This window comes from Pseudomonas sp. SA195, from assembly GCF_054131565.1.
On sequence record NZ_CP096392.1, the window covers coordinates 41,229 to 61,845 of the forward strand.

Sequence of the window (20,617 nt, forward strand, 5' to 3'; positions counted from 1 at the left end):
ACATGGAAACCCTGTCTTTCGAATTCGCCGCCGGGCAACCCGCCCGCGGCAAGGCCCTGGTCGGCGTGGTCGGCTCGGGCGATCTGGAAGTCCTGCTGGAACCCGGCCAGGCCGGCAAGCTGGCGATCCAGGTAGTCACCTCGGTCAATGGTGCCGAGCAACGCTGGAAGAGTCTGTTCGAGCGGATGTTCCGCGGGCAGACGCCACCGGCATTGAACATCGATATTCACGATTTTGGGGCCACACCCGGCGTAGTGCGTCTGCGCCTGGAGCAGGGACTGGAGGAGGTCGGCCATGACTGATGTGTCCGCTAACACCGTGGCCCGTTTACTCGAGTCGCGCAGCTTCGTCGAACTCGGTGCCCGCCAGCGTGCCCGCGCACTGCTAGACGAGGGTAGCTTCCGCGAACTGCTCGATCCGTTCGATCGCGTCACCTCGCCCTGGCTGCCGAAGCAGGGCATCGTCACCCAGGCCGACGACGGCGTGGTGGTCGCCAAGGGCACCATTGACGGCCAGCCGGCGGTGATCGCCGCCATCGAAGGCGCCTTCCAGGGCGGCAGCATGGGCGAAGTCGGCGGCGCGAAGATCGCCGGCGCGCTGGAACTGGCTGCCGAAGACAACCGCAACGGCATCCCGACCCGCGCCGTGCTCCTGCTGGAAACCGGAGGCGTGCGTCTGCAGGAAGCCAACCTGGGCCTGGCCGCCATCGCCGAGATCCAGGCGGCCATCGTCGAGCTGCGCGACTACCAGCCGGTGATCGGCGTGGTCGCCGGTTCCGTCGGCTGCTTCGGTGGCATGTCCATCGCGGCCGGGCTGTGCAGCTACCTGGTCGTCACCCGCGAAGCCCGCGTCGGCCTCAACGGCCCGCAGGTGATCGAGCAGGAAGCCGGGCTCGACGAGTACGACTCGCGCGACCGCCCCTTTATCTGGAGCCTGACCGGCGGTGAGCAACGCTACGCCTCGGGTCTGGTGGATGCCTACGTGGCCGACGACACCGACGCCATCCGCGCGCAACTGCACGAACTGTTCGCCCTCGGCAAGCCGCTGCAGCCGCGAAGCCGCCGCCACGCCTGGTACCTCCAGCGCCTGGCCGACGTCGACACCCGCACGCAGCTCGATGCCGCCGCCGTGCGTGCCCTCTACGAAGGAGATGCCCAATGAGCCGTGGACTGAACTGGTTGCAAGCCCTGGCCGGCGGTCAGGCACTGGCGGGCTACCCGGCCTCGGTGAAGGTGGTCGATGGCAGCCTTGGTGATCGTACCGCCCGCTATATCGCCGTGGTGCCGGACGCCGAGAATCCCTTTCCGCGCGCGCGCAACGGCGAGGTCGGTCTGCTCGAAGGCTGGGCCCTGGGCCAGGCGCTGGACGAGGTGATCGCCGCCGATCGCGACAAGGCGGACAAGCGTGTGGTGGTCGCCGTGGTCGACGTGCCGAGCCAGGCCTATGGCCGCCGCGAGGAGGCGCTGGGCATTCACCAGGCCCTCGCCGGCGCGGTGGATGGCTATGCCCGCGCACGGCTGGCTGGGCACCCGGTGATCGCGCTGCTGGTGGGCAAGGCCATGTCCGGCGCCTTTCTCGCTCATGGCTATCAGGCCCAGCGGATCATCGCCCTGCGCGATCCGGGCGTGATGGTGCATGCCATGGGCAAGGCCGCCGCGGCGCGCATCACCCTGCGCAGCGTCGAGGAGCTGGAAGCCCTGGCCGAATCGGTGCCGCCAATGGCCTACGACATCGACAACTACGCGACCCTCGGCCTGCTCTGGGAAACCCTCGCCGTGGACAGCATCGAGCAGCCCTCGGCGGATGATCTGGCGCGTGTGCGCGACTGTCTCGCCAAGGCCGTCGTGGACATCGGTGGCAGCAGCGATCTGCGCGGCCGTCTCGGCGCGCCGAATCGCGAGGCGTCGTCGCGGGTGCGCGAGCTGTTGCGCGCGCAGTGGTAACGAACACCTGAGCGGCGTATTCGCCGAACCCGTATCAGCGACTCGACAACAACAATCACGAGGAGGCTGTAGATGCACGACACACCTCGCCCCCACGACCTGCTCTGGGGTATGCGTCCCGAGCAGTTGCCGGCCGATGCCCCGGCCTGGGCGGTGGCCGTGCTCGCCGCCGGCCAGCCGGTGGTGGTGCGTCGTGCCGTCGTCGCGCCAGGGCAGGTGGCGGTCGGCCTGCGCGGGGCCACGCGAGACCAGCGTCTGGCCGCGCTGATGCCGATCGCCGCGATCAGCCATCGGCTGACGCCGGAGCAGCTGCTCGATCGTCGCGCCAGCGAAGACCTGCCGGTGTTCCGCGTGCTGGCTGGCCTGCGTCCGCTGCTCGATGCCCTCGGCCATGCCTGGGGTGTCACCGGCTCGGCCGGCTTCCAGCTCGCCACCGGACTGCAGACCGCGCATCCGGACAGCGATCTCGATCTGCTGCTAAGAGCCGAATGGCCACTGCCGCGCAGCGAAGCGCGCTCGTTGCTGCAAATGCTTGAAGGTCGCGCCTGTCGCGTCGACCTGCAACTCGAAACGCCGCTCGGTGGCGTCGCGCTCAGCGATTGGGCCGGTGGCGCCGCCCGGGTGCTGGCCAAGACCGCCGAAGGACCGCGCCTGGTCGCCAACCCCTGGGTAGAGGGGCGGGCGGCATGAGCAGTCTGTTCGCCTTTCCCGGCCAGGGCGCGCAGAAGCCGGGCATGTTGCATCGCCTGCCGGATGCGCCAGAAATCGCTGCGACCCTGGCCGAGGCCAGTGCCGTGCTCGGCGAGGATGCGTTGCTGCTCGATTCGGCCGAAGCGCTGCAATCGACCCGCGCGGTGCAGCTCTGCCTGCTGATCGCCGGTGTCGCCGGAGCGCGCCTGCTGATGCGCGATGGCCAGCGGCCGGACTACGTCGCCGGGCTGTCCATCGGTGCCTATGCCGCGGCGGTTGTCGCCGAGTCGCTGACGTTCGCCGACGCCCTGCGCCTGGTCGCACTGCGCGGCGAGCTGATGCAGCAGGCCTATCCCGAGGGCTATGGCATGACCGCCATCCTCGGCTTGTCGCTGGGTGCGGTGGAGTCGCTGCTGGCCGAAGCCGAGGGCCCGGTCCATCTCGGTAACATCAACGCCGACAACCAGATCGTCATCGCCGGCAGCGACGCCGCCATGGCCGCGGTCGCCGGCCGGGCCAAAGCGCTGGGCGCCTCCTGTGCGCGGCGCCTGGCGATGAGCGTGCCCTCGCATTGCGCGCTGCTCGAGCAGCCGGCACAGCGGCTGGCGGACGCTTTCGCCGAGGTGGAGGTGCGCGCACCGCGGATTCGCTACCTCAGCGGCTCCTCGGCGCGCCCGTTGTTCGACGCCGAGCGCCTGCGCGACGACCTGGCCTTCAACATGTGCCGCGTCGTCGACTGGCACGGCACCTTGCGCACGGCCTACGAGCGCGGCGTGCTACTGCATATCGAATTGCCTCCGGGCCAGGTGCTGACCGGGCTGGCGCGGCGGGTTTTCGAACAGGGCACGCTGGCCGCCTTCGATGGGGCCCGGCAGGACACACTGGACGCCTTGCTGCGTCAGGAGGGCAGCCAGAGCCGATAGACCGCGTGCACACTCAGCGCGAGCAAGCCTTACTCGCCAGCTGATCGATGAATAAAAACAACTACCTCGACAAACACGCGCCAGGGCCCATGCAGGCTGGAGCGCAACCAAAAGGACAAGAACAATGATCATCTTTGGTGTGGCCTTTCTGGCCTTGTGTACCCTCACCGGTATCTTTGTTGGCGAGCTGCTCGGCAAGGCCATCGGCGTGCCGGCCAACGTCGGCGGTGTTGGTATCGCCATGGTGCTGCTGATCCTGATCGGCAGCTATCTGAAGAAGCGCGGCCTGTTCAATCCGGAGTCCGAGCAGGGCATCAAGTTCTGGAGCGCCGTGTACATCCCGATCGTGGTGGCCATGGCCGCGCAGCAGAATGTCTACGGCGCGCTGGCAGGCGGTCCGATGGCGATCCTTGCCGGTGTAGCGGCGGTTGCCCTGGCCTTCGTCCTGGTACCCGTGCTGGATCGGATCGGCCGAAAAAAGTTTGAGGCCGAGCCGGTCGCCTCGGCCAAGCCAGCCACCAACGGCGCCCGGGGGTAACGGCCATGTACGAATCCCTGATGAAAGTGATCACCGGCTACGGAATGATCAGCGGCTTCGCCATCATCGGCGCGACCATGTGGATCTCCTATTGGCTGTCGGACAAGCTCACCAAAGGCCGCCTGCATGGCTCGGCGGTAGCCATCCTTATCGGCCTCCTGCTGTCGTACATCGGCGGCGTGGTCACCGGCGGGCAGAAAGGCCTGGTGGATATCGCGCTGTTCTCAGGTATCGGGCTGCTCGGCGGCGCCATGCTGCGGGACTTCGCCATCGTTGCGACTGGCTTTGGGGTCAGTGTCGAGGAGCTCAAGCGCGCCGGCATGGTCGGTGTGCTGGCGCTGTTTGTCGGCGTGTTTTCGTCCTTTATCGCGGGAGTTGGGGTGGCCATGGCCTTCGGTTACACCGATGCGGTCAGCCTGACCACCATCGGCACGGGCGCCGTGACCTACATCGTCGGCCCGGTCACCGGCGCGGCGATTGGTGCCAGTTCCGAAGTCATGGCGCTGTCCATCGCGGCCGGCCTGGTCAAGGCGATCCTGGTGATGATCGCCACCCCCTTCTTCGCCCCGATGATCGGCCTGAACAACCCGCGTGCGGCCGTGATCTTCGGCGGCTTGATCGGCACTTCCAGTGGGGTAGCGGGTGGACTGGCTGCAACGGATGCGAAGCTGGTGCCTTACGGTTGCCTGACCGCTGCGTTCTACACTGCGCTGGGATGCCTGCTCGGTCCGTCACTGCTGTTCTTCATCATGCGCGGCATGCTGGGCTGATCGTCCCAATGCGCAAGGGCGCGCCTGGCGCGACAGGGGGTCGCACTAGGTGAGCCGCGCCCGGTTGGTGGGGTGACATTCGCCCGGGCGGTGCGGCGAGGCTTGATGGGCGAACAAGTTCGCCCCTACAGGTTGCTTTAGCCCGGCTTGTGGGGCGAATTTATTCGCCCGAACAACCTCGCCGATCGCACGATCAGCTTGGATGCTTGAGGCTGTACATCCGGCATTCGGCCAGGAACGCGAGCAGGTTGGGATCGCGTTCCTTGGCCTTCAGAAACACCACACCGATATGCTGCTGCAGGTGATAGCGGGCCTGCAGCGGCACCAGCTTCACCCGCGACTCGTAGACCATCCCCACCCGCCCGGGCAGCAATGCATACCCGACGCCTGAATTGACCATGCTCAGCAAGGTGAAGATGTCATTCACCTGCATCGCCACCTTGGGCTCGAAGCCCGCCTGCTGGAACACCCGATTGCCGTCCTGGTGCGTCGCGAAGCCCTGCGTCAGGGTGATGAAAGTGGCGTCGCGAAGCTCGCTCAGGTCGACTTCCGGCTGTTGCGCAAAAGGCGAATCGGCCGGCGCGGCGAGAAAGATGTCATCGGCGAACAGCGGCAACTGTGCGCAATCCGGGTCGTGGCTGACGCTGTCGTTCAGTGAGACCAGAATCGCATCGAGCTCCATGTTCTTCAGTTTGTAGAACAGGTCGACGTTGGAGCCGAGGATCAAGTCGATGTTGAGCTCGCTGCGCCGCAGCTTCAGACCCATGATCAGCTGCGGCACAGTTTTCACCGTCAGCGAGTACAGTGCGCCAAGCTTGAACCGCTCCGCCGAAAAGCCCGCGGCCTGGCGCGTTTGGCGCACTGTTTCCAAGACATCCTGTACCAGCTTCTGGGCGTTTTCTTCCAGTACGTAAGCGCTTTCCAGGGGTATCAGGTTGCGCCCCTCGTGCTTGAACAGCGGGCAGCGCAGTGCGCTTTCCAGCGAATGGATGGCGCGATGCACGCTGACGTTGCTCGTGTTCAGCTCCGCTGCCGCCTTGCTCAGGTTTCCGCTACGCATGAAGGCGAGGAAAACCTCGAGCTTTTTCAGGGTGAATTCTTCATCAATCTGCATCTGAGCTTGCCTGCGTTTTGCTAATGCCTGGCCTTGCTTTGCCGGTGCCCTTGATTCTGCGCGAACGGCGACGGATATGCGCGCCTGGATGGTCTCGCTCAAGCCGCAGGATGCGTGCAGATTGCAACGTAACCCAACGGTGACAATGCAATGTGCAAGGATCAAAACGGCTTAATTATCACGTAAGTTTATGATTATAAAAGAGTTTATTAAGTGGCTCGGCTGGCATGGTCGATGCTCCATATGTTCCCGATTAGCCCTGTTACAACAACAAACGAAATGACATCGCTGGAATGCGCTCCGGCTTCGAGAGGTCTGCAAAATGGACAACAAGCTGAACGGCACCCAGGTATGGGCCGATGGATACTCGTTTATGGAAGTCAGCGAGACGCTGATCACCGCCCTGGGGCTTCGCAAGGGCGATGCGACCATACCGAAGGCCGAATCCGAACCTCACGACACAGCGATCGCGGCGGACTACGACGACGCGCATACCGAGCCTGTCGGCAGCTGGTAATCCGGGTCAGCGCGCTGCGACTGCCCTGGCGGCGCGCCATGGTCTCCCGCTGAATTTCTGCACCGCCTAGCGGGCCGGTTCTCTTGCTGGCGCCTTGAAAGACGGCGCCTCAATCCACGACGAATAACGTTGCACCGGCCTCGGTAGAGGACCGGTGCGGCTCTGCGCCGTCCCCGACTTGGTAGCTCGTGCCGGGCGTCAGGGTGAAGCGGCGGCCGTCCGCCAGTTCGGTATGCAGCTCACCGGACAGGCACAGCAGGATGTGGCCCTTGGTGCACCAGTGATCGGCCAGGTAGCCGGGGGTGTACTCGACCATGCGTACGCGGATCGGGCCGAACTGGCAGGTTCGCCAGTAGGCCATGCCGGTTTCGCCGGCATGCTCGGTGGGCTCGACGCTCGCCCAGTCTGTAGTGCCGAAGGGAAGGTGGGTGATGTCCATTTCAGATCCTTTCTTTTGCCGTCTTGAGCCTGCCGGAAAGCGAACAATAAAAAGCTGCTGGCCGGCATGGCCGGGCAGCAGCTCTTTCTTCGCCGAAGATAGTTACTGCCGTGCGGCCCGCACGCCTTCGCTCAATTCGCGACAGAGTCCCAGCACACCCTCGACGGCCTGTTCGGACGTTTCGGCGCTGGCGATCTGGTCGATCAGCGCCGAACCCACCACTACGCCCTCGGTCAGGCGGGCGATGGCCGCGGCCTGCTCCGATGTGCGGATGCCGAAGCCGACGCACACGGGCAGATCGGTATGGCGCTTCAGGCGCGCGACCGCTTCCTCGACGTGTTCCAGAGTGGCGGAACCGGCCCCGGTCACGCCGGCCACCGAGACGTAGTAGACGAAGCCCGAGCTGCCGTTGAGTACGGTGGGCAGGCGTGCGTCGTCGGTGGTCGGGGTGGTCAGGCGGATGAAGTCGATACCGGCGTTCTGGGCCGGGTCGCAGAGCTCGTCGTTATGCTCCGGCGGCAGGTCGACGACGATCAAACCGTCGACACCCGCTTCTTTCGCATCGCTGACAAAACGCTCGACGCCATAGGCGAAGATCGGGTTGTAGTAACCCATCAGTACCAGCGGGGTAGTGCTGTTGCTTTCGCGAAATTCGCGGACCATCTGCAGCGTCTTCGGCAGGTTCTGCTTGGCGGCCAGGGCGCGGATGTTCGCCAGCTGGATCGCCGGGCCGTCGGCCATCGGATCGGTGAAGGGCATGCCCAGCTCGATGACATCGGCGCCGGCCTCCGGCAGGCCCTTGAGGATGGCGAGCGAGGTGGCGTAGTCCGGGTCGCCGGCGGTCACGAAGGTCACCAGCGCGGCGCGGTTTTCCTGCTTCAGTTGTGCGAAGCGCGTCTGCAGGCGAGTGTTCACCGAGCTCATATGTGTTCTTCCTGTTCGTCGTAGTGGTGCATGACGGTTTGCATGTCCTTGTCGCCGCGGCCGGAGAGGTTGACCACCATCAGGTGCTCTTTTGGCAGCCTTGCCGCGCGCTTGAAGGCTTCGGCCAGGGCATGGGCGGATTCCAGCGCGGGAATGATGCCTTCCAGGCGGCAGCACTGGTGGAACGCGGCCAGGGCTTCGTCATCGGTGCAAGGCACGTATTCGACGCGCTTGATCTCGTGCAACCAGGCGTGCTCCGGGCCGACGCCTGGGTAGTCGAGGCCGGCGGAAATCGAGTGGGCATCGGTGATCTGGCCGTCCTTGTCCTGCAGGAGGAAGGTGCGGTTGCCGTGCAGCACGCCCGGCGCGCCACCAGCCATGCTCGCGGCGTGCTTGCCGGTTTCGATACCGTGACCGGCCGCTTCGACACCAACGATCTGCACCGACTCGTCATCGAGGAACGGATGGAACAGGCCGATGGCGTTGGAGCCACCGCCGATGCAGGCGACCAGCGAGTCGGGCAGGCGGCCTTCCTTCTCCATGATCTGCTCGCGCACTTCGTTGCCGATTACCGACTGGAAGTCGCGAACCATGGCCGGGTAGGGGTGCGGGCCTGCGGCCGTGCCGATCAGGTAGAAGGTGTTGTGAACGTTGGTCACCCAGTCGCGCAGGGCCTCGTTCATCGCGTCCTTCAGGGTGCCGGTGCCGGCGGTGACCGGAATCACCTCGGCGCCCAACAGCCGCATGCGGAAGACGTTGGCCTGCTGGCGCTCGATGTCGGTGGTGCCCATGTAGACCACGCACTGCATGCCGAAACGCGCCGCAACGGTGGCGGTGGCCACGCCGTGCATGCCGGCGCCGGTCTCGGCGATGATGCGCTGCTTGCCCATGCGCTTGGCCAGGAGGATCTGGCCGATGCAGTTGTTGATCTTGTGCGCGCCGGTGTGATTCAGGTCTTCGCGCTTGAGGTAGATCTTCGCTCCGCCGAAGTGCTCGGAAAGGCGCTCGGCGTAATACAGCGGGCTGGCACGGCCGATGTAGTCGCGCTGGAAGTAGGCGAGTTCTTCCTGGAAGGCCGGATCGCTCTTGGCCTTCTCGTATTCGGCGGCCAGCTGGTTGATCAGCGGCATCAGGGTTTCGGCGACGAACTGGCCGCCGAAGCGGCCGAACAGGCCCCTGGCGTCAGGGCCGCTGCGGAATGAAGTCATGGCTATCTCCGGAGAACGATGTAGAAGCCAGCTTGCTGGCGTTCGGCACCAAGCTGCTGGGGCGTACGGGATGAATGCACCCTAACCCTACGTGACCGAGAGGAAAAGCGATAAGATCGCTGCAACCTGTCAGGAAATCTCACCTATGAGTCACGGTCTTCCACCCCTCAACGCCTTGCGTGCCTTCGAAGCCGCAGCCCGACTGCTGAGTATCAGCCAGGCGGCGGCCGAGCTCAACGTGACGCACGGCGCCATCAGCCGGCAGATCCGACTGCTCGAAGACGACCTCGGCCTGGTCCTCTTCGCCAAGGATGGGCGCGGCGTAAAACTCACCGATGCCGGGCTGCGCCTTCGTGAGTCAGCGGGCGAGGCCTTTGCGCGTTTACGTGAAACCTGCACCGAGCTGCGGCAGCAGACGGCCGATGCACCCTTCGTACTGGGCTGCCCGGGCAGCCTGTTGGCGCGGTGGTTCATCCCACGGCTGGATCGCCTCAACCGGGACCTGCCGGATCTGCACCTCCAGCTTTCTGCCAGCGAAGGCGAGCTGGACCCTCGACGGCCCGGGCTCGATGCCACGCTCTGGTACGCCGAGCCCCCCTGGCCGGCAGATATGCGGGTGTTCGAGCTGGCAGCCGAACGCATCGGCCCGGTGCTTAGCCCGCATCATCCACGCGCGGAGGCGCTGCGCCGCGCGCCGGCTACGGCGCTGCTCGAGGAGGCATTGCTGCATACCGCGTCCCGTCCGCAGGCCTGGCCGGCGTGGGCGCAAGCGCATGGCATCGAGCCCGGCCGATTGCAGACGGGGCAGGGCTTCGAACATCTCTATTACCTGCTGGAGGCGGCGCTGGCCGGGCTGGGCGTGGCTATCGCGCCGCAACAGCTGGTAGCCGACGATCTACGCCAGGGCCGGCTGCTGGCGCCCTGGGGATTCGTCGAGGCCCGCGCGCGGCTCGCGCTCTGGGTGCCGGCGCGGCGTCTGGATCGCCGTGCTGAACGCCTGGCGGACTGGTTGCGGCACGAATGGGCCAAGGATGCCCGCTAGCGTGATGGCAAAACGCCGACTAACGGCTTCGCCATTCGTCTGGCGCCACTAAAACGACATCGTTCGTGCCGATACAGTCCGCACATAGGCCGCTCCGCTTGGGCGTGGCTGTCTGCAGTCGTTCGGAGAACAGTGATGGTCTACAAGAAACCTATCGGTCTGGTCATGTTCGCGTTGCTCGCCACGGGGGCCGAGCAAGTGGCTGCCAAACCCAGCCCCTCGGTTGACGCCTCCCTCAAGGCGGGCCGGCCGTTCGTTGCCGGTGAGCTGCTGGTGCAGTTCAAGGCCAGCGCGTCGGAAACAGCCAAGGCCACCGCGTTGAGCCGGCGGGGCGCCAAGGTCGGGCGCAAGCTGATCGACAAGGCCGCGCGCCGCGATGCCAAGGGTGATCTGGTCCAGGCGCAGCTTGGCAAGGGCCGCAAGGTCGACGCCGCGCTGATCGCGCAGCTGGCGGCTGACCCGGCGGTGGAATACGTGGAACCGAACTGGGTCTACCGCACCCAGGTGGCCAACCCCAACGATCCGGGCCTCAATCTGCTGTGGGGTATGCAGGGCGCCACCACTTCGCCAACCTCCACCTACGGCAGCGGCGCGCTGGCGGCCTGGAACGCTGGGGCATTGTGCTCGAGCAGCGTGCACGTCGGCATCATCGATGAGGGCGTGATGATCAACCACGGTGATCTGCGCGCCAACGTCTGGCTCAACCCGGGCGAGGGCAGCCGCGCTGACCGTAAGGACAACGACCGCAACGGCTTCGTCGATGATCTTCGCGGCTGGGACTTCGCCGCGAACAACGCCAGCGTTTACGACGGCCCCGCTGACGACCACGGCACTCATGTCGCCGGCACGGTGGCCGCTGCGGCGAATAACGGTGCCGGTGTGTTCGGTGTGTGCCCGAGCGCACGGCTGATATCCGCCAAGTTCCTCGGTGCAAACGGCGGTACTACGGCGAGCGCGGTCAAGGCGATCAACTACCTGACCCAGTTGAAATTGGCGAAGAAGATCAACCTGGTTGCCACCAACAATTCCTGGGGCGGCGGCGGCTATTCGCAGGCGCTGTATGACGCAATCAAGGCGGCCGGCAACGCCAACATCCTGTTCATCGCCGCGGCGGGCAATAGCGGGCTCGACATCGACGCAGCACCGAGCTACCCGGCGAGCTACCAGCTGCCCAACGTGATTTCCGTTGGCGCGCTGGATCAGAATGGCCGCCGCGCCAGCTTCTCGAACTATGGCGTAAACACGGTGCACATCGCCGCGCCCGGCCTGAACATCGTCTCGACGGTGCCCACCTCGACCGGCGCCGCCGGCTACGCCTACATGAGCGGCACATCGATGGCCGCGCCGCACGTCACTGGCGCTGCTGCGCTCTATGCCTCGCTCAATCCCTGCGCGACCGCCGCGCAGATTCGCGAAGCCCTGTTGCGACTCGCAGTACGTGATCCGCAGCTCACCGGCGTGGTGCAGCAGAATCGCCGGCTCGATGTCTCCAAGATTCGCAGCGAGCTGAGCTGCGGCGCACCCTGACGCACCCGCCGCGTTGGCCTAGCTGGCCAGCGCGGTTTCGGCGTTGGCGGCCTGGTCGGCCGCGACCTTGCTGGCGGCGTAGCCCTTGGGGTTGCGGCTCTGCCAGCGCCAGGCGTCGGCGAGCATGGTCAGCAGGTCTTTCTCCGCTTCCCAGCCCAATTCCTCGCGGGCCTTGGTCGGATCCGACCAGCACTGCGCGATGTCGCCGGGGCGGCGGGCCTTGTAGATGTGCGGCAGCGGGCGGCCGATGACTTCTTCGAACGCGGTGATCATCTGACGTACCGAGTAGCCGCGCCCGGTGCCCAGGTTCCAAACCTGCACGCCGCGTACCTGCTCCAGCCGCTCGAGTGCCTTGAGGTGCCCCTTGGCCAGGTCGACCACATGGATGTAGTCGCGTACGCCGGTGCCGTCCGGGGTCGGGTAGTCGGCGCCGTAGACGCTTAGCTGCTTGCGCCGGCCAACCGCGACCTGAAGCATGTAAGGCAGCAGGTTGTTTGGAATGCCGTTGGGGTCTTCGCCGATCAGGCCGGACTCATGCGCGCCAATGGGGTTGAAATAGCGCAGCAGTGCGATCGACCAGCGCGGGTCGGATTCCGCCAGGCCCTTGAGCACGTTCTCCGCCATGAGCTTGGATTGCCCATAGGGATTTGTCGGCAGGCCGGTCGGGTTCTGCTCAGTGATCGGCATCTTCGGCGCCTCGCCGTAGACCGTCGCCGAGGAGCTGAACACCAGCCGGAAGATGCCGGCCTCGGCCATCGCCTGGCACAGCGCGATGCTGCCGCTGACGTTGGTTTCGTAATAGCGCAGCGGCTCACGCACGCTTTCGCCAACGGCCTTGAGCCCAGCGAAATGCAGCACAGCTTTGATGGGGTACGAGGCGAACAGGGCGTTGAGTAGCGAGCGGTTGCGCACGTCGCCTTTAACGAACTGGACGTTACGGCCGGCCAGGCGCTCTACCCGATCCAGCGCGACTTTTGAACTGTTGCAAAGATTGTCCAGCACCAGCACTTCGTGGCCAGCCTGCAGGAGCTCCAGCACTGCATGGGACCCGATGTATCCAGCTCCACCCGTGACCAGAATCATGTATCTACCTCGCTTACCAAATTTCGACGCGCACGAGGCTGCACGGCTGACCGTATGAGCGCGGCCGCTGCAAGCATCTCCAGGGTTAGGGTCGGCGAGTCGGTCGGTGCTGACTGCAGGAAGCACACATGGCCGATGCCGGGTAAAACAGGCGTCCTGGGATAGGGACGGGAGAAGGTGTGAGCAAGTTCCAGCGAAGCGGCAGTCACCCGATGACCGACCTCTGAACGGGGCCTACGGAACCTTGGATCGTCCGCCACCGTCCATAGCCGGCGGACAGCGCTTGCGAGTTGGGTTTATCGGCTGTAGCGCGCCATCAGGTTTTGCTTTGCGCGGGCTGCGCGGGCCTATGTGATGCGGCAGAAGGGAATCTGGAGGGCATTGCTACCCTTTACGAGGTTTCCATGAGCTGGGCCGGACCCTACCAATACGAAATCGGCAAATCCCCCGACAAGCAGGAGACGCCGCCCGAAGTGATCTTCGACGAGCAGATCCCGACCCTGCTGTGCCTGTCCCACCTGCGCTGGAGCTTCGTCTACCAGCGCCCGCAGCACCTGATGTCGCGCTTTGCCCGTGATTTCAACGTGCTGTTCTTCGAAGAGCCGATCCCCACCGAGGATCAGCAGCCCTGGCTGGAAGTGCGTCCCGAGGAGAACGGCGTGCAAGTGCTGGTGCCGCGCCTGCCACACGGTTGCGAAGGCGAGACGGCGCTGCGCGTGCAGCGTGACCTGCTCGATGGCTACCTGGCCAAGCTCGGCGTCGGTGATCTGATGCTCTGGTTCTACACCCCGATGGCGCTGGGCTATGCCGGCCACCTGAAGCCCAAGCTGACGGTGTACGACTGCATGGATGAGCTGTCGGCCTTCCGCGGCGCGCCACCCGAGCTGGTCGAACGCGAGCGCGAACTGCTCAAGCGCGCCGACCTGGTGTTTACCGGCGGCTATAGCATCTGGGAAGCCAAGCGCGAGCTGCATGATGACGCCCATCCCTTCCCGAGCAGCGTCGATGTGGCGCATTTCGCCGAGGCTCGGCGGACCCAGGCCGATCCCGAGGACCAGGCCGAAATCCCCCATCCCCGCCTGGGCTTCTACGGCGTGATCGACGAGCGCTTCGACATCGAGCTGGTCGCCGACGTGGCGAAGCAGCGGCCTGACTGGCAGTTCGTGCTCGTCGGCCCGGTGGTGAAGATCGACCCGGCCGACCTGCCGCAGCGCGACAACATCCACTACCTGGGCGGGAAGACGTATGACGAGCTGCCGCGCTACCTGTCCGGCTGGGACGTGGCGATCATGCCGTTCGCGATGAACGAATCGACCCGTTTCATCAGCCCGACCAAGACGCCCGAATACCTGGCCGGTGGTTGCCCTGTGGTGTCCACGCCGATCAAGGACGTGGTGCGCACCTACGGCGATACCGAGATCGTCCATATCGCCGATACGCCCGAGGCGTTCGTCGCCGCGGTCGAGCAGGCCCTGGCCGATGGTGAAGACCGCGATCGCCTGTTGAAAACCGCTGACGAGATTCTCGGCGACATGTCCTGGGACCATACCTGGGCGCTGATGAAGGAGAAGATGCTATGCGCGATATGAGCCTGCGAGACAGCAACCCCGAGCACGCAGGCGGAGGCGCCAGCGAGGGTTCGTCCGGCCGCCGTCGCGGCTTCGACTATCTCATCGTCGGTGCCGGTTTCGCTGGTAGCGTGCTGGCCGAGCGGCTGGCGGCCGGCTTGAACAAGCGCGTGCTGGTGGTGGACCGGCGCCCGCACATCGGCGGCAATGCCTACGATCATTACGACGAAGCCGGTGTGCTGATCCACCGCTATGGCCCGCACATCTTCCACACCAACGCCCAGCGCATCGTCGATTACCTCTCGCGGTTCACCGAGTGGCGGCCGTATGAGCATCGCGTACTGGCGCAGGTGGACGGGCAGCAGGTGCCGATCCCGATCAACATGACCACGCTGAACAAGCTTTATGGCCTGAACATAACGACCGAGCAGGAGGCGGCGGATTTCCTCGCCAGCCGCGCCGAGCCGGTCGAGGACATCCAGACCAGTGAAGACGTGGTCATCAACGGCATCGGCCGCGAGCTGTACCAGAAATTCTTCCGCGGCTACACCCGCAAGCAGTGGGGCCTTGACCCGTCGCAGCTGGACAAGTCGGTGACCTCGCGCATCCCCACGCGCACCAACACCGACGACCGCTACTTCACCGACAGCTTCCAGCAGATGCCCAAGCATGGCTACACCAAGATGTTCGAGAAGATGCTCGCGCACCCGAACATCAAGGTGATGATTAACACCGACTACCGCGAGATCCGCGACGAGGTGCAGTACGACCATCTGATCTTCTGTGGCCCGATCGATGAGTACTTCGACTACCGCTTCGGCAAGCTGCCGTACCGCTCCCTGAAGTTCGAGCACAAGCAGCTCGAGCAGGAGCAGTTCCAGGCGGTGGGTACGGTCAACTACCCAAGCGAAGACGTGCCCTACACGCGGATCAGTGAGTACAAGCATCTCACCGGGCAGGTCCATCCACGTACCAGCATTACGTACGAATACCCGTCGGCCGAGGGCGACCCCTACTACCCGATCCCGCGGCCGGAGAACGCCGAGCTCTACAAGCGCTACCAGAAGCTGGCGGACGAGACGCCCGGCGTGACCTTCGTCGGCCGGCTCGGCACCTACAAGTACTACAACATGGATCAGGTGGTCGGGCAGGCGCTGGCGCTGTACAAGCGTATTGAAGAGGCCGAGCGCGGGCCCGAGGCCGGGGAAAGCGACGAGCATGCCCGCAGCCTGGCCGACCAGGCGCCGTGAGGGAGTCGTATTGATGCACCAGCCCTCGCTGTTCGACAGCTTCTTTCTGGGCGGCTTCGAGTGTTCGACGCACCGGCGTAGTGACGGCAGGCGGCTCGACCTGTTGGTTGCCACGGGGCATGACCGCTGGGCCGCGCACGACTACGGTGTACTCCAGCGCCACGGCATCCGCAGCGTGCGCGATGGGCTGCGCTGGCACCTGATCGAGCAGACGTCCGGCCACTACGATTGGTCGAGCTTCCTGCCCATGCTGCAAGCCGCGCATCGCCAAGGTACGCAGGTCATCTGGGATCTGTGTCATTACGGCTGGCCGGACGACCTCGACATCTGGCGGCCGCAGTTCGTCGAGCGTTTCGCCCGTTTCGCCGCGGCGGCCGCGCAGCTGGTCAAGGACGAGACCGACGGTGTGCCCTTCTACGCACCGGTCAACGAGATTTCATTCTGGTCATGGGCAGGCGGTGACGAGGCCTACTTCAATCCGATGGCCCGTGGCCGCGGCTTCGAGCTCAAGCACCAGCTGGTGCGGGCCAGCATCGCGGCCATCGAGGCGATCCGCGACGTGGAACCGCGTGCGCGTTTCGTCCAGGTCGACCCGGCGATTCACGTCACCTCGCGAAATGACCGCCCCGGCCCGCGACGCGCTGCGGAAGACTTCCGCCTGTCGCAGTTCCAGGGATGGGACATGCTCACCGGCGAACTCTGGCCGGGCCTCGGCGGTGCGCCGCAGTATCTCGACATCATTGGCGTGAACTACTACTCCGATAACCAGTGGTATCACGAGGACGGTCAGACCATCCCGCGCGATAGCACCGACTACCGGCCATTCAAGGGCATCCTTCGCGAGATCGCGCACCGTTACAAGCGGCCAATTCTGATCGCCGAGACCGGCGCCGAGGGCGATGTGCGTGGCGACTGGCTGCGCTACGTCAGCGAACAGGCCGGCCTCGCCATGCAGGCCGGTGTTCAAGTGGAAGGCATCTGCCTGTACCCGGTGCTCGACTACCCCGGCTGGACCGATGACCGCCATTGCCCGGTCGGCCTGCTTGGGTTCGCCGATGACAATGGCAACCGCTGCGTCCATCAGGGGCTGGCCGACGAGCTGCGCCTGCAGCAGATGCGTTTTCACCAGACCAGCCCCGCCCAGCACATCGCCGAAGCGCTGTCATGAACGCCCCGGCTGCCGCGCCCAAGGCCCGTCCCCGCGACGTGCCGTTGCCCAGCCGGCCGGTGGCCTTCCTCTGGCACTACATCTGCGCGCGGCCGTGGCATTTTGGGGGTCTGCTGGCGCTGATCGTCGGTGCGGCGAGCTGCGCGGTGGCGGTGCAGTACGGCATGAAGCTGCTGGTCGACTCCATGGCGCAGGGCAGCGCGGACCGTGCATCGGCCAACGTCTGGTGGCCACTGGGGCTGTTCATCAGCCTGATCGTCATTGAAAACGTGTTCTGGCGCCTGGGCGGCTGGCTCGGTTGCCGTACGGTGGTGGCCAGCGTCGTGGACATCCGCGTCGACCTGTTCAAGCACCTGACCGGCCACCCGATGCGCTACTTCACCGAGCACTTCGCCGGCTCGCTGGGCAATCGCATTTCGGCCCTCGGCGGTGCGGCGGGCTCAATCTACGGCGGCTTGGCGTGGAAGATCGTCCCCCCGATCGTCGACTTCCTCGGCGCCGTGGTGGTGCTGTTCACCGTGGACTGGCGCATGGCGGTGGCGCTGATCCTGTTCGTCGCCATCGTCGCGGCGCTGATCACCGGCTTCGGCATCCGCGGGCGCAGCAAGCACCAGCGCTTCGCGGCGCAGTCGGCGCGGGTTGGCGGCGAGCTGGTCGATGCCGTCTCCAATGTCTGGACGATCAAGGCCTTCTCCGCGCGCGATCGCGAGGCCGAACGCCTGGCCCATGAGATCGGGTACGAAGCCCGTGCCCAGCGGCGCAGCTGGATGTACCTGGAAAAGGCGCGGGTGATGCACGACATTTGCCTGTCGGTGATGGCCGGCGGCATGCTCGTCTGGGCCATCAGCCTGTGGGTCGACGGCTCGGTGACCGCCGGCGACGTGGTGCTGGTCAGCGCGCTGACCTTCCGCATCCTGCACGGCTCGCGCGACTTGGCGCTGGCGCTGGTGGACACCACCCAGCAACTCGGCGCCATCGACGACACCCTGCGCATCATCGTCCAGCCGCACGGCCTGGAAGACAGCGACACCCAGCTGATGCTGGCCGAAGGCGACATCACCTTCGAGGCGATCGATTTCAGCTACCCGGACCGCGGCGCTGTGTTCCAGGGCCTCGATCTGCACATCCCGGCGGGGCAGAAGGTCGGCGTGGTGGGCTCGTCCGGCGCCGGCAAGTCGACGCTCATCAACCTCATCCAACGGCTGGACGATGTGAAGGGCGGGCGCGTTCTCATCGACGGCCAGGACATCCGCAGCGTCAGCCAGGACAGCCTGCGCGAGAAGATTGCGGTGGTCCCGCAGGAGACGGCGCTGTTCAACCGCAGCATTCGTGACAACATCCGCTACGGCCGGCCCGGCGCCAGCGACGAGGAAGTCGAAGCCGCCGCGCGCAGTGCCTTCTGCGACGGCTTTATCCGCGAGCTGCCGCAGGGCTACGACACCCTCGTCGGCGAGCGCGGGGTGATGCTGTCCGGCGGGCAGCGCCAGCGCCTGGGCATTGCGCGCGCGTTCCTCAAGGATGCCCCCATCCTGATTCTCGACGAGGCCACCTCGGCGCTCGATACCCAGTCCGAGGCGGAAATTCAGGCCGCGCTGAACAACCTGGTTCATAACCGAACGGTCGTGGCAGTCGCGCATCGGCTATCCACCTTGGCGAGTTTCGACCGCATCCTCGTGCTGCGTGACGGGCGCATTGTCGAAGATGGGTCCCCGCATGAACTTCGTAGCCGAGAGGGCGAATTTCATGCGCTCTGGCGCATGCAGGCCGAAGGGTTCACGAAGCAGCCCGACAAGGCGCCATGAAACGCGTCGCGGTGAACTCCAGTAGCTTGCGGGCGCTGGGTTACGACCCGGACGGGAGAGTACTGGAAGTCGAATTTCACAACGGCTCGCAGTATCGCTACGAAGGGGTGCCGCCGGAGGCGGTGCAGGCGCTGCTGGAAGCCGACTCGCTCGGGCAGCATTTCAATCAGGTCTTCAAGCCGCAGCACTACGCTTATCGGCGGCTGACGTAGGGCTCGTTGGGCGCGACGCACCCCGCGTCAGCTCGACTCTGGCCTCTTGAGCGGGCCGATCGCGCCGCTGCGCTGAACTTCCTGCCCGCTCTACGGGCCTCAATGAGACAGGACGCGTCATCATCGAGCGGAGGCTCCTCAGACCAGAAGGGGACAGTTCATGTCGGACCATCACACGTACAAGAAGGTAGAAATCGTCGGTTCCTCGCGCAACAGCGTCGACGAGGCGATCCAGAACGGCATCGCCGAGGCGTCCAAGTCACTGCAAAACGTCGAATGGTTCGAGGTCGGCGAGATTCGAGGCCATGTCGAGAACGGCAAGGTCGGCCATTTCCAGGTCACCATGAAGGTCGGTTTCCGTCTCGCCAACAGCTGATGGCAACGCCCTCTCGCCGGCGCCCTTCGCCGGGCGCCCTTCAGGCGTGATCGGTCGGGGGTTGGCCGCGGCTGCGTTCATAACGACGCAGCAGCGGCTGAGTGCTCAGCCCGTGGATCAAGATGCTCAACACCACCACTGAAATGACCAACTGGATGATGTCGTCTGCTTCATCCGGCAACAGGCCGTGGGTGATGGCATAGCTCAGGTAGTAAAGGCTGCCGATCCCGCGGATGCCGAACCAGCCGACGGTCAGGCGCTGAGTGCGGTCCAGGTAACGCCGCGGCATCAACAGCCAGACGCTGAGTGGGCGGATCAACATGAACAGCGCCAGCGCCAGCGGTACTGCGCGCCAGTCCCAGTGGACGGAGACCAGCACGCCCAGCATGGTCACCAGCAAGACTTCCAGGCTGCGCTCCAACTGCCCGCCGAAGGTCAGGATGTCGCCCACCATCACGCCGGCGGCGACCTTGGGCTCGTCGATTTTGCCTTCCTCCAGCGGTAACTCACGCGGTACCAGGCCGCCTTCGGCAAGGTGCGGCACGGCGTGCGCAATCAACTCTTCGGAAGGGGTTTCGGACTCGTCCGCGGCATCTTTCTCGGCGTGCCGCAGGCCGAGGCCGGCGGCAAACACCGCGAGAAATCCCCAGGCGCCGATCAGCTCAGCACCAACGTAGGCCAAGGCAATCAGTGCAAGGGCCAGAGAGTCGTTGGGCGACATGGAGGTATCGGCGTGCCGCGCGCGAAGGTAGATGGCCAGCCGGCCGATGACGCGCCCGAGCAAGTAGCCGAACGCCAGGCCGGCGGGCACCGCCCAGAGCAGCCGGTGTAGCGCCCAGCCGCTGACCCAGCCGGAGCCGAGCGTGCCTTCCTCGATCAGCAGCAGGCCAAAGACGACGAAGGGAAACGCCGTGCCGTCGTTGAATCCAGCCTCGCCGGACAGGCCATAGCGCACGGGGTCACTGTCCCGTGAGTTGCTCACCTGCACCAGGCTCGCAAGCACCGGGTCGGTGGGGGCGAGGATGGCGCCGATCAGCACGGCGACTCCCCAGCTCAGCCCGAAGGCGTAATGACAGAACGCGGCAACCCCGGCGATGCAGGCCAGCATCACCGGGCCGGCGAGCACGTAGGCGCTTTTCCAGGCCGGGTGACTTAACGGCATGCGTAACTTGAGGCCGCTGACGAACAATGACACCAATACGGCGATTTCCGTGAGGTGTTCCATCCACCCTGCGATGTGCAGAAACTCCATTTCCCACAGGCCGATACCCAGTTGGCCAATGAGCAGGCCGAAGCCGAGATAGATCAAGGAAGTGGTCACGGGGAGCCAACGCAGGTAGGCCGACGCCAGCGCCAGGATCAAGAGCAGGACGCCGAGCACGGCCATCCATTCGAGAAAATTCATTCAGTGTTCCGATTCGGGTGCGTCGCGCGGACAGCTGCGGCGCCATGTTCCTTTCGAACCGGGCACGCGGGATGAGGTTCAGCATGCCCGGCGGATGACACGTCCCGTCCGCCGGGCG

General features: G+C 65.3%; 22 protein-coding genes. 16 read left to right on the forward strand and 6 right to left on the reverse strand.

All coding sequences use genetic code 11. The features are described from left to right. Positions 1-2: 2 nt before the first annotated feature. From M1D78_RS00205 to madM, 7 genes are all read left to right on the forward strand, one after another. Positions 3-302, forward strand: coding sequence for a malonate decarboxylase subunit delta (locus M1D78_RS00205; protein WP_437421914.1), 300 nt, complete (start codon positions 3-5; stop codon positions 300-302). Then, a complete protein-coding gene (locus M1D78_RS00210; RefSeq protein ID WP_045159614.1) occupies positions 295-1,161 on the forward strand; it encodes a biotin-independent malonate decarboxylase subunit beta in 867 nt (288 codons plus the stop codon). The genes M1D78_RS00205 and M1D78_RS00210 overlap by 8 nt, the downstream gene beginning before the upstream one ends. Then, positions 1,158-1,943: a biotin-independent malonate decarboxylase subunit gamma gene (gene mdcE, locus M1D78_RS00215; RefSeq protein ID WP_437421915.1), complete on the forward strand. Its 786-nt coding sequence runs from the start codon at positions 1,158-1,160 to the stop codon at positions 1,941-1,943. Before M1D78_RS00210 ends, mdcE begins: the two co-directional genes overlap by 4 nt. 72 nt (positions 1,944-2,015) lie before the next feature. Continuing rightward, positions 2,016-2,633, forward strand: a complete 618-nt coding sequence (locus M1D78_RS00220) for a malonate decarboxylase holo-ACP synthase (RefSeq protein WP_437421916.1) — start codon at positions 2,016-2,018, stop codon at positions 2,631-2,633. Then, positions 2,630-3,556: a malonate decarboxylase subunit epsilon gene (mdcH, locus tag M1D78_RS00225; protein WP_437421917.1), complete on the forward strand. Its 927-nt coding sequence runs from the start codon at positions 2,630-2,632 to the stop codon at positions 3,554-3,556. The genes M1D78_RS00220 and mdcH overlap by 4 nt, the downstream gene beginning before the upstream one ends. Positions 3,557-3,680: 124 nt before the next feature. After that, positions 3,681-4,094, forward strand: a complete 414-nt coding sequence (gene madL / locus M1D78_RS00230; protein WP_437421918.1) for a malonate transporter subunit MadL — start codon at positions 3,681-3,683, stop codon at positions 4,092-4,094. Between the two features lie 5 nt (positions 4,095-4,099). Then, a complete protein-coding gene (madM, locus tag M1D78_RS00235; RefSeq protein ID WP_437421919.1) occupies positions 4,100-4,864 on the forward strand; it encodes a malonate transporter subunit MadM in 765 nt (254 codons plus the stop codon). A 193-nt stretch (positions 4,865-5,057) separates the two neighbouring features. Here madM and M1D78_RS00240 read toward each other — a convergent pair whose 3' ends face one another. Then, a complete protein-coding gene (locus M1D78_RS00240; protein WP_437421920.1) occupies positions 5,058-5,978 on the reverse strand; it encodes a LysR family transcriptional regulator in 921 nt (306 codons plus the stop codon). Between the two features lie 322 nt (positions 5,979-6,300). Here M1D78_RS00240 and M1D78_RS00245 point away from each other — a divergent pair, with 322 nt between their 5' ends. Then, positions 6,301-6,495 carry a hypothetical protein gene (locus tag M1D78_RS00245; RefSeq protein ID WP_437421921.1) on the forward strand — a complete coding sequence of 65 codons (195 nt, stop codon included), beginning with the start codon at positions 6,301-6,303 and terminating at the stop codon, positions 6,493-6,495. Positions 6,496-6,604: 109 nt separating this feature from the next. On the opposite strand, the gene M1D78_RS00250 is transcribed toward M1D78_RS00245, so the two are convergent. The 3 genes from M1D78_RS00250 to trpB form a co-directional block, all read right to left on the reverse strand. Next, positions 6,605-6,934 (reverse strand): DHCW motif cupin fold protein, encoded by a 330-nt coding sequence (locus M1D78_RS00250; RefSeq protein WP_437421922.1) that lies wholly within the window; start codon positions 6,932-6,934, stop codon positions 6,605-6,607. Positions 6,935-7,036: 102 nt separating this feature from the next. Beyond that, positions 7,037-7,858 (reverse strand): tryptophan synthase subunit alpha, encoded by an 822-nt coding sequence (trpA, locus tag M1D78_RS00255; RefSeq protein ID WP_437421923.1) that lies wholly within the window; start codon positions 7,856-7,858, stop codon positions 7,037-7,039. After that, positions 7,855-9,066: a tryptophan synthase subunit beta gene (gene trpB / locus M1D78_RS00260; protein ID WP_437421924.1), complete on the reverse strand. Its 1,212-nt coding sequence runs from the start codon at positions 9,064-9,066 to the stop codon at positions 7,855-7,857. The genes trpA and trpB overlap by 4 nt, the downstream gene beginning before the upstream one ends. A 145-nt stretch (positions 9,067-9,211) precedes the next feature. On the opposite strand from trpB, the gene M1D78_RS00265 reads away from it, so the two are divergent. Together M1D78_RS00265 and M1D78_RS00270 are read left to right on the forward strand one after the other, a co-directional pair. Continuing rightward, entirely contained in the window at positions 9,212-10,108 is an 897-nt protein-coding gene (locus M1D78_RS00265; RefSeq protein ID WP_437421925.1) for a LysR family transcriptional regulator, read from the forward strand. 135 nt (positions 10,109-10,243) lie between these two features. Next, positions 10,244-11,635 carry a S8 family peptidase gene (locus tag M1D78_RS00270; protein ID WP_437421926.1) on the forward strand — a complete coding sequence of 464 codons (1,392 nt, stop codon included), beginning with the start codon at positions 10,244-10,246 and terminating at the stop codon, positions 11,633-11,635. An 18-nt stretch (positions 11,636-11,653) separates the two neighbouring features. Here M1D78_RS00270 and galE read toward each other — a convergent pair whose 3' ends face one another. After that, on the reverse strand, positions 11,654-12,718 hold the full coding sequence (galE, locus tag M1D78_RS00275) for a UDP-glucose 4-epimerase GalE (protein ID WP_437421927.1): 1,065 nt from the start codon (positions 12,716-12,718) through the stop codon (positions 11,654-11,656). Between the two features lie 404 nt (positions 12,719-13,122). On the opposite strand from galE, the gene M1D78_RS00280 reads away from it, so the two are divergent. The 6 genes from M1D78_RS00280 to M1D78_RS00305 all read left to right on the forward strand — a co-directional run bounded on the left by M1D78_RS00280 (position 13,123) and on the right by M1D78_RS00305 (position 19,094). Further along, positions 13,123-14,307, forward strand: coding sequence for a glycosyltransferase family 1 protein (locus M1D78_RS00280; protein ID WP_437421928.1), 1,185 nt, complete (start codon positions 13,123-13,125; stop codon positions 14,305-14,307). Beyond that, a complete protein-coding gene (gene glf, locus M1D78_RS00285; RefSeq protein WP_437421929.1) occupies positions 14,295-15,536 on the forward strand; it encodes a UDP-galactopyranose mutase in 1,242 nt (413 codons plus the stop codon). Before M1D78_RS00280 ends, glf begins: the two co-directional genes overlap by 13 nt. 13 nt (positions 15,537-15,549) lie before the next feature. Next, positions 15,550-16,704, forward strand: a complete 1,155-nt coding sequence (locus M1D78_RS00290) for a glycoside hydrolase family 1 protein (protein WP_437421930.1) — start codon at positions 15,550-15,552, stop codon at positions 16,702-16,704. Then, entirely contained in the window at positions 16,701-18,506 is a 1,806-nt protein-coding gene (locus tag M1D78_RS00295; RefSeq protein WP_437421931.1) for an ABC transporter ATP-binding protein, read from the forward strand. The genes M1D78_RS00290 and M1D78_RS00295 overlap by 4 nt, the downstream gene beginning before the upstream one ends. Then, a complete protein-coding gene (locus tag M1D78_RS00300; protein ID WP_437421932.1) occupies positions 18,503-18,718 on the forward strand; it encodes a KTSC domain-containing protein in 216 nt (71 codons plus the stop codon). Before M1D78_RS00295 ends, M1D78_RS00300 begins: the two co-directional genes overlap by 4 nt. Positions 18,719-18,878: 160 nt before the next feature. Next, positions 18,879-19,094 (forward strand): dodecin, encoded by a 216-nt coding sequence (locus tag M1D78_RS00305; protein ID WP_011915136.1) that lies wholly within the window; start codon positions 18,879-18,881, stop codon positions 19,092-19,094. A gap of 40 nt (positions 19,095-19,134) precedes the next feature. On the opposite strand, the gene M1D78_RS00310 is transcribed toward M1D78_RS00305, so the two are convergent. Continuing rightward, the gene (locus M1D78_RS00310; protein WP_437421933.1) at positions 19,135-20,499 is read right to left on the reverse strand and encodes a cation:proton antiporter; all 1,365 of its coding nucleotides are present in this window, start codon (positions 20,497-20,499) and stop codon (positions 19,135-19,137) included. Positions 20,500-20,617 lie beyond the last annotated feature (118 nt).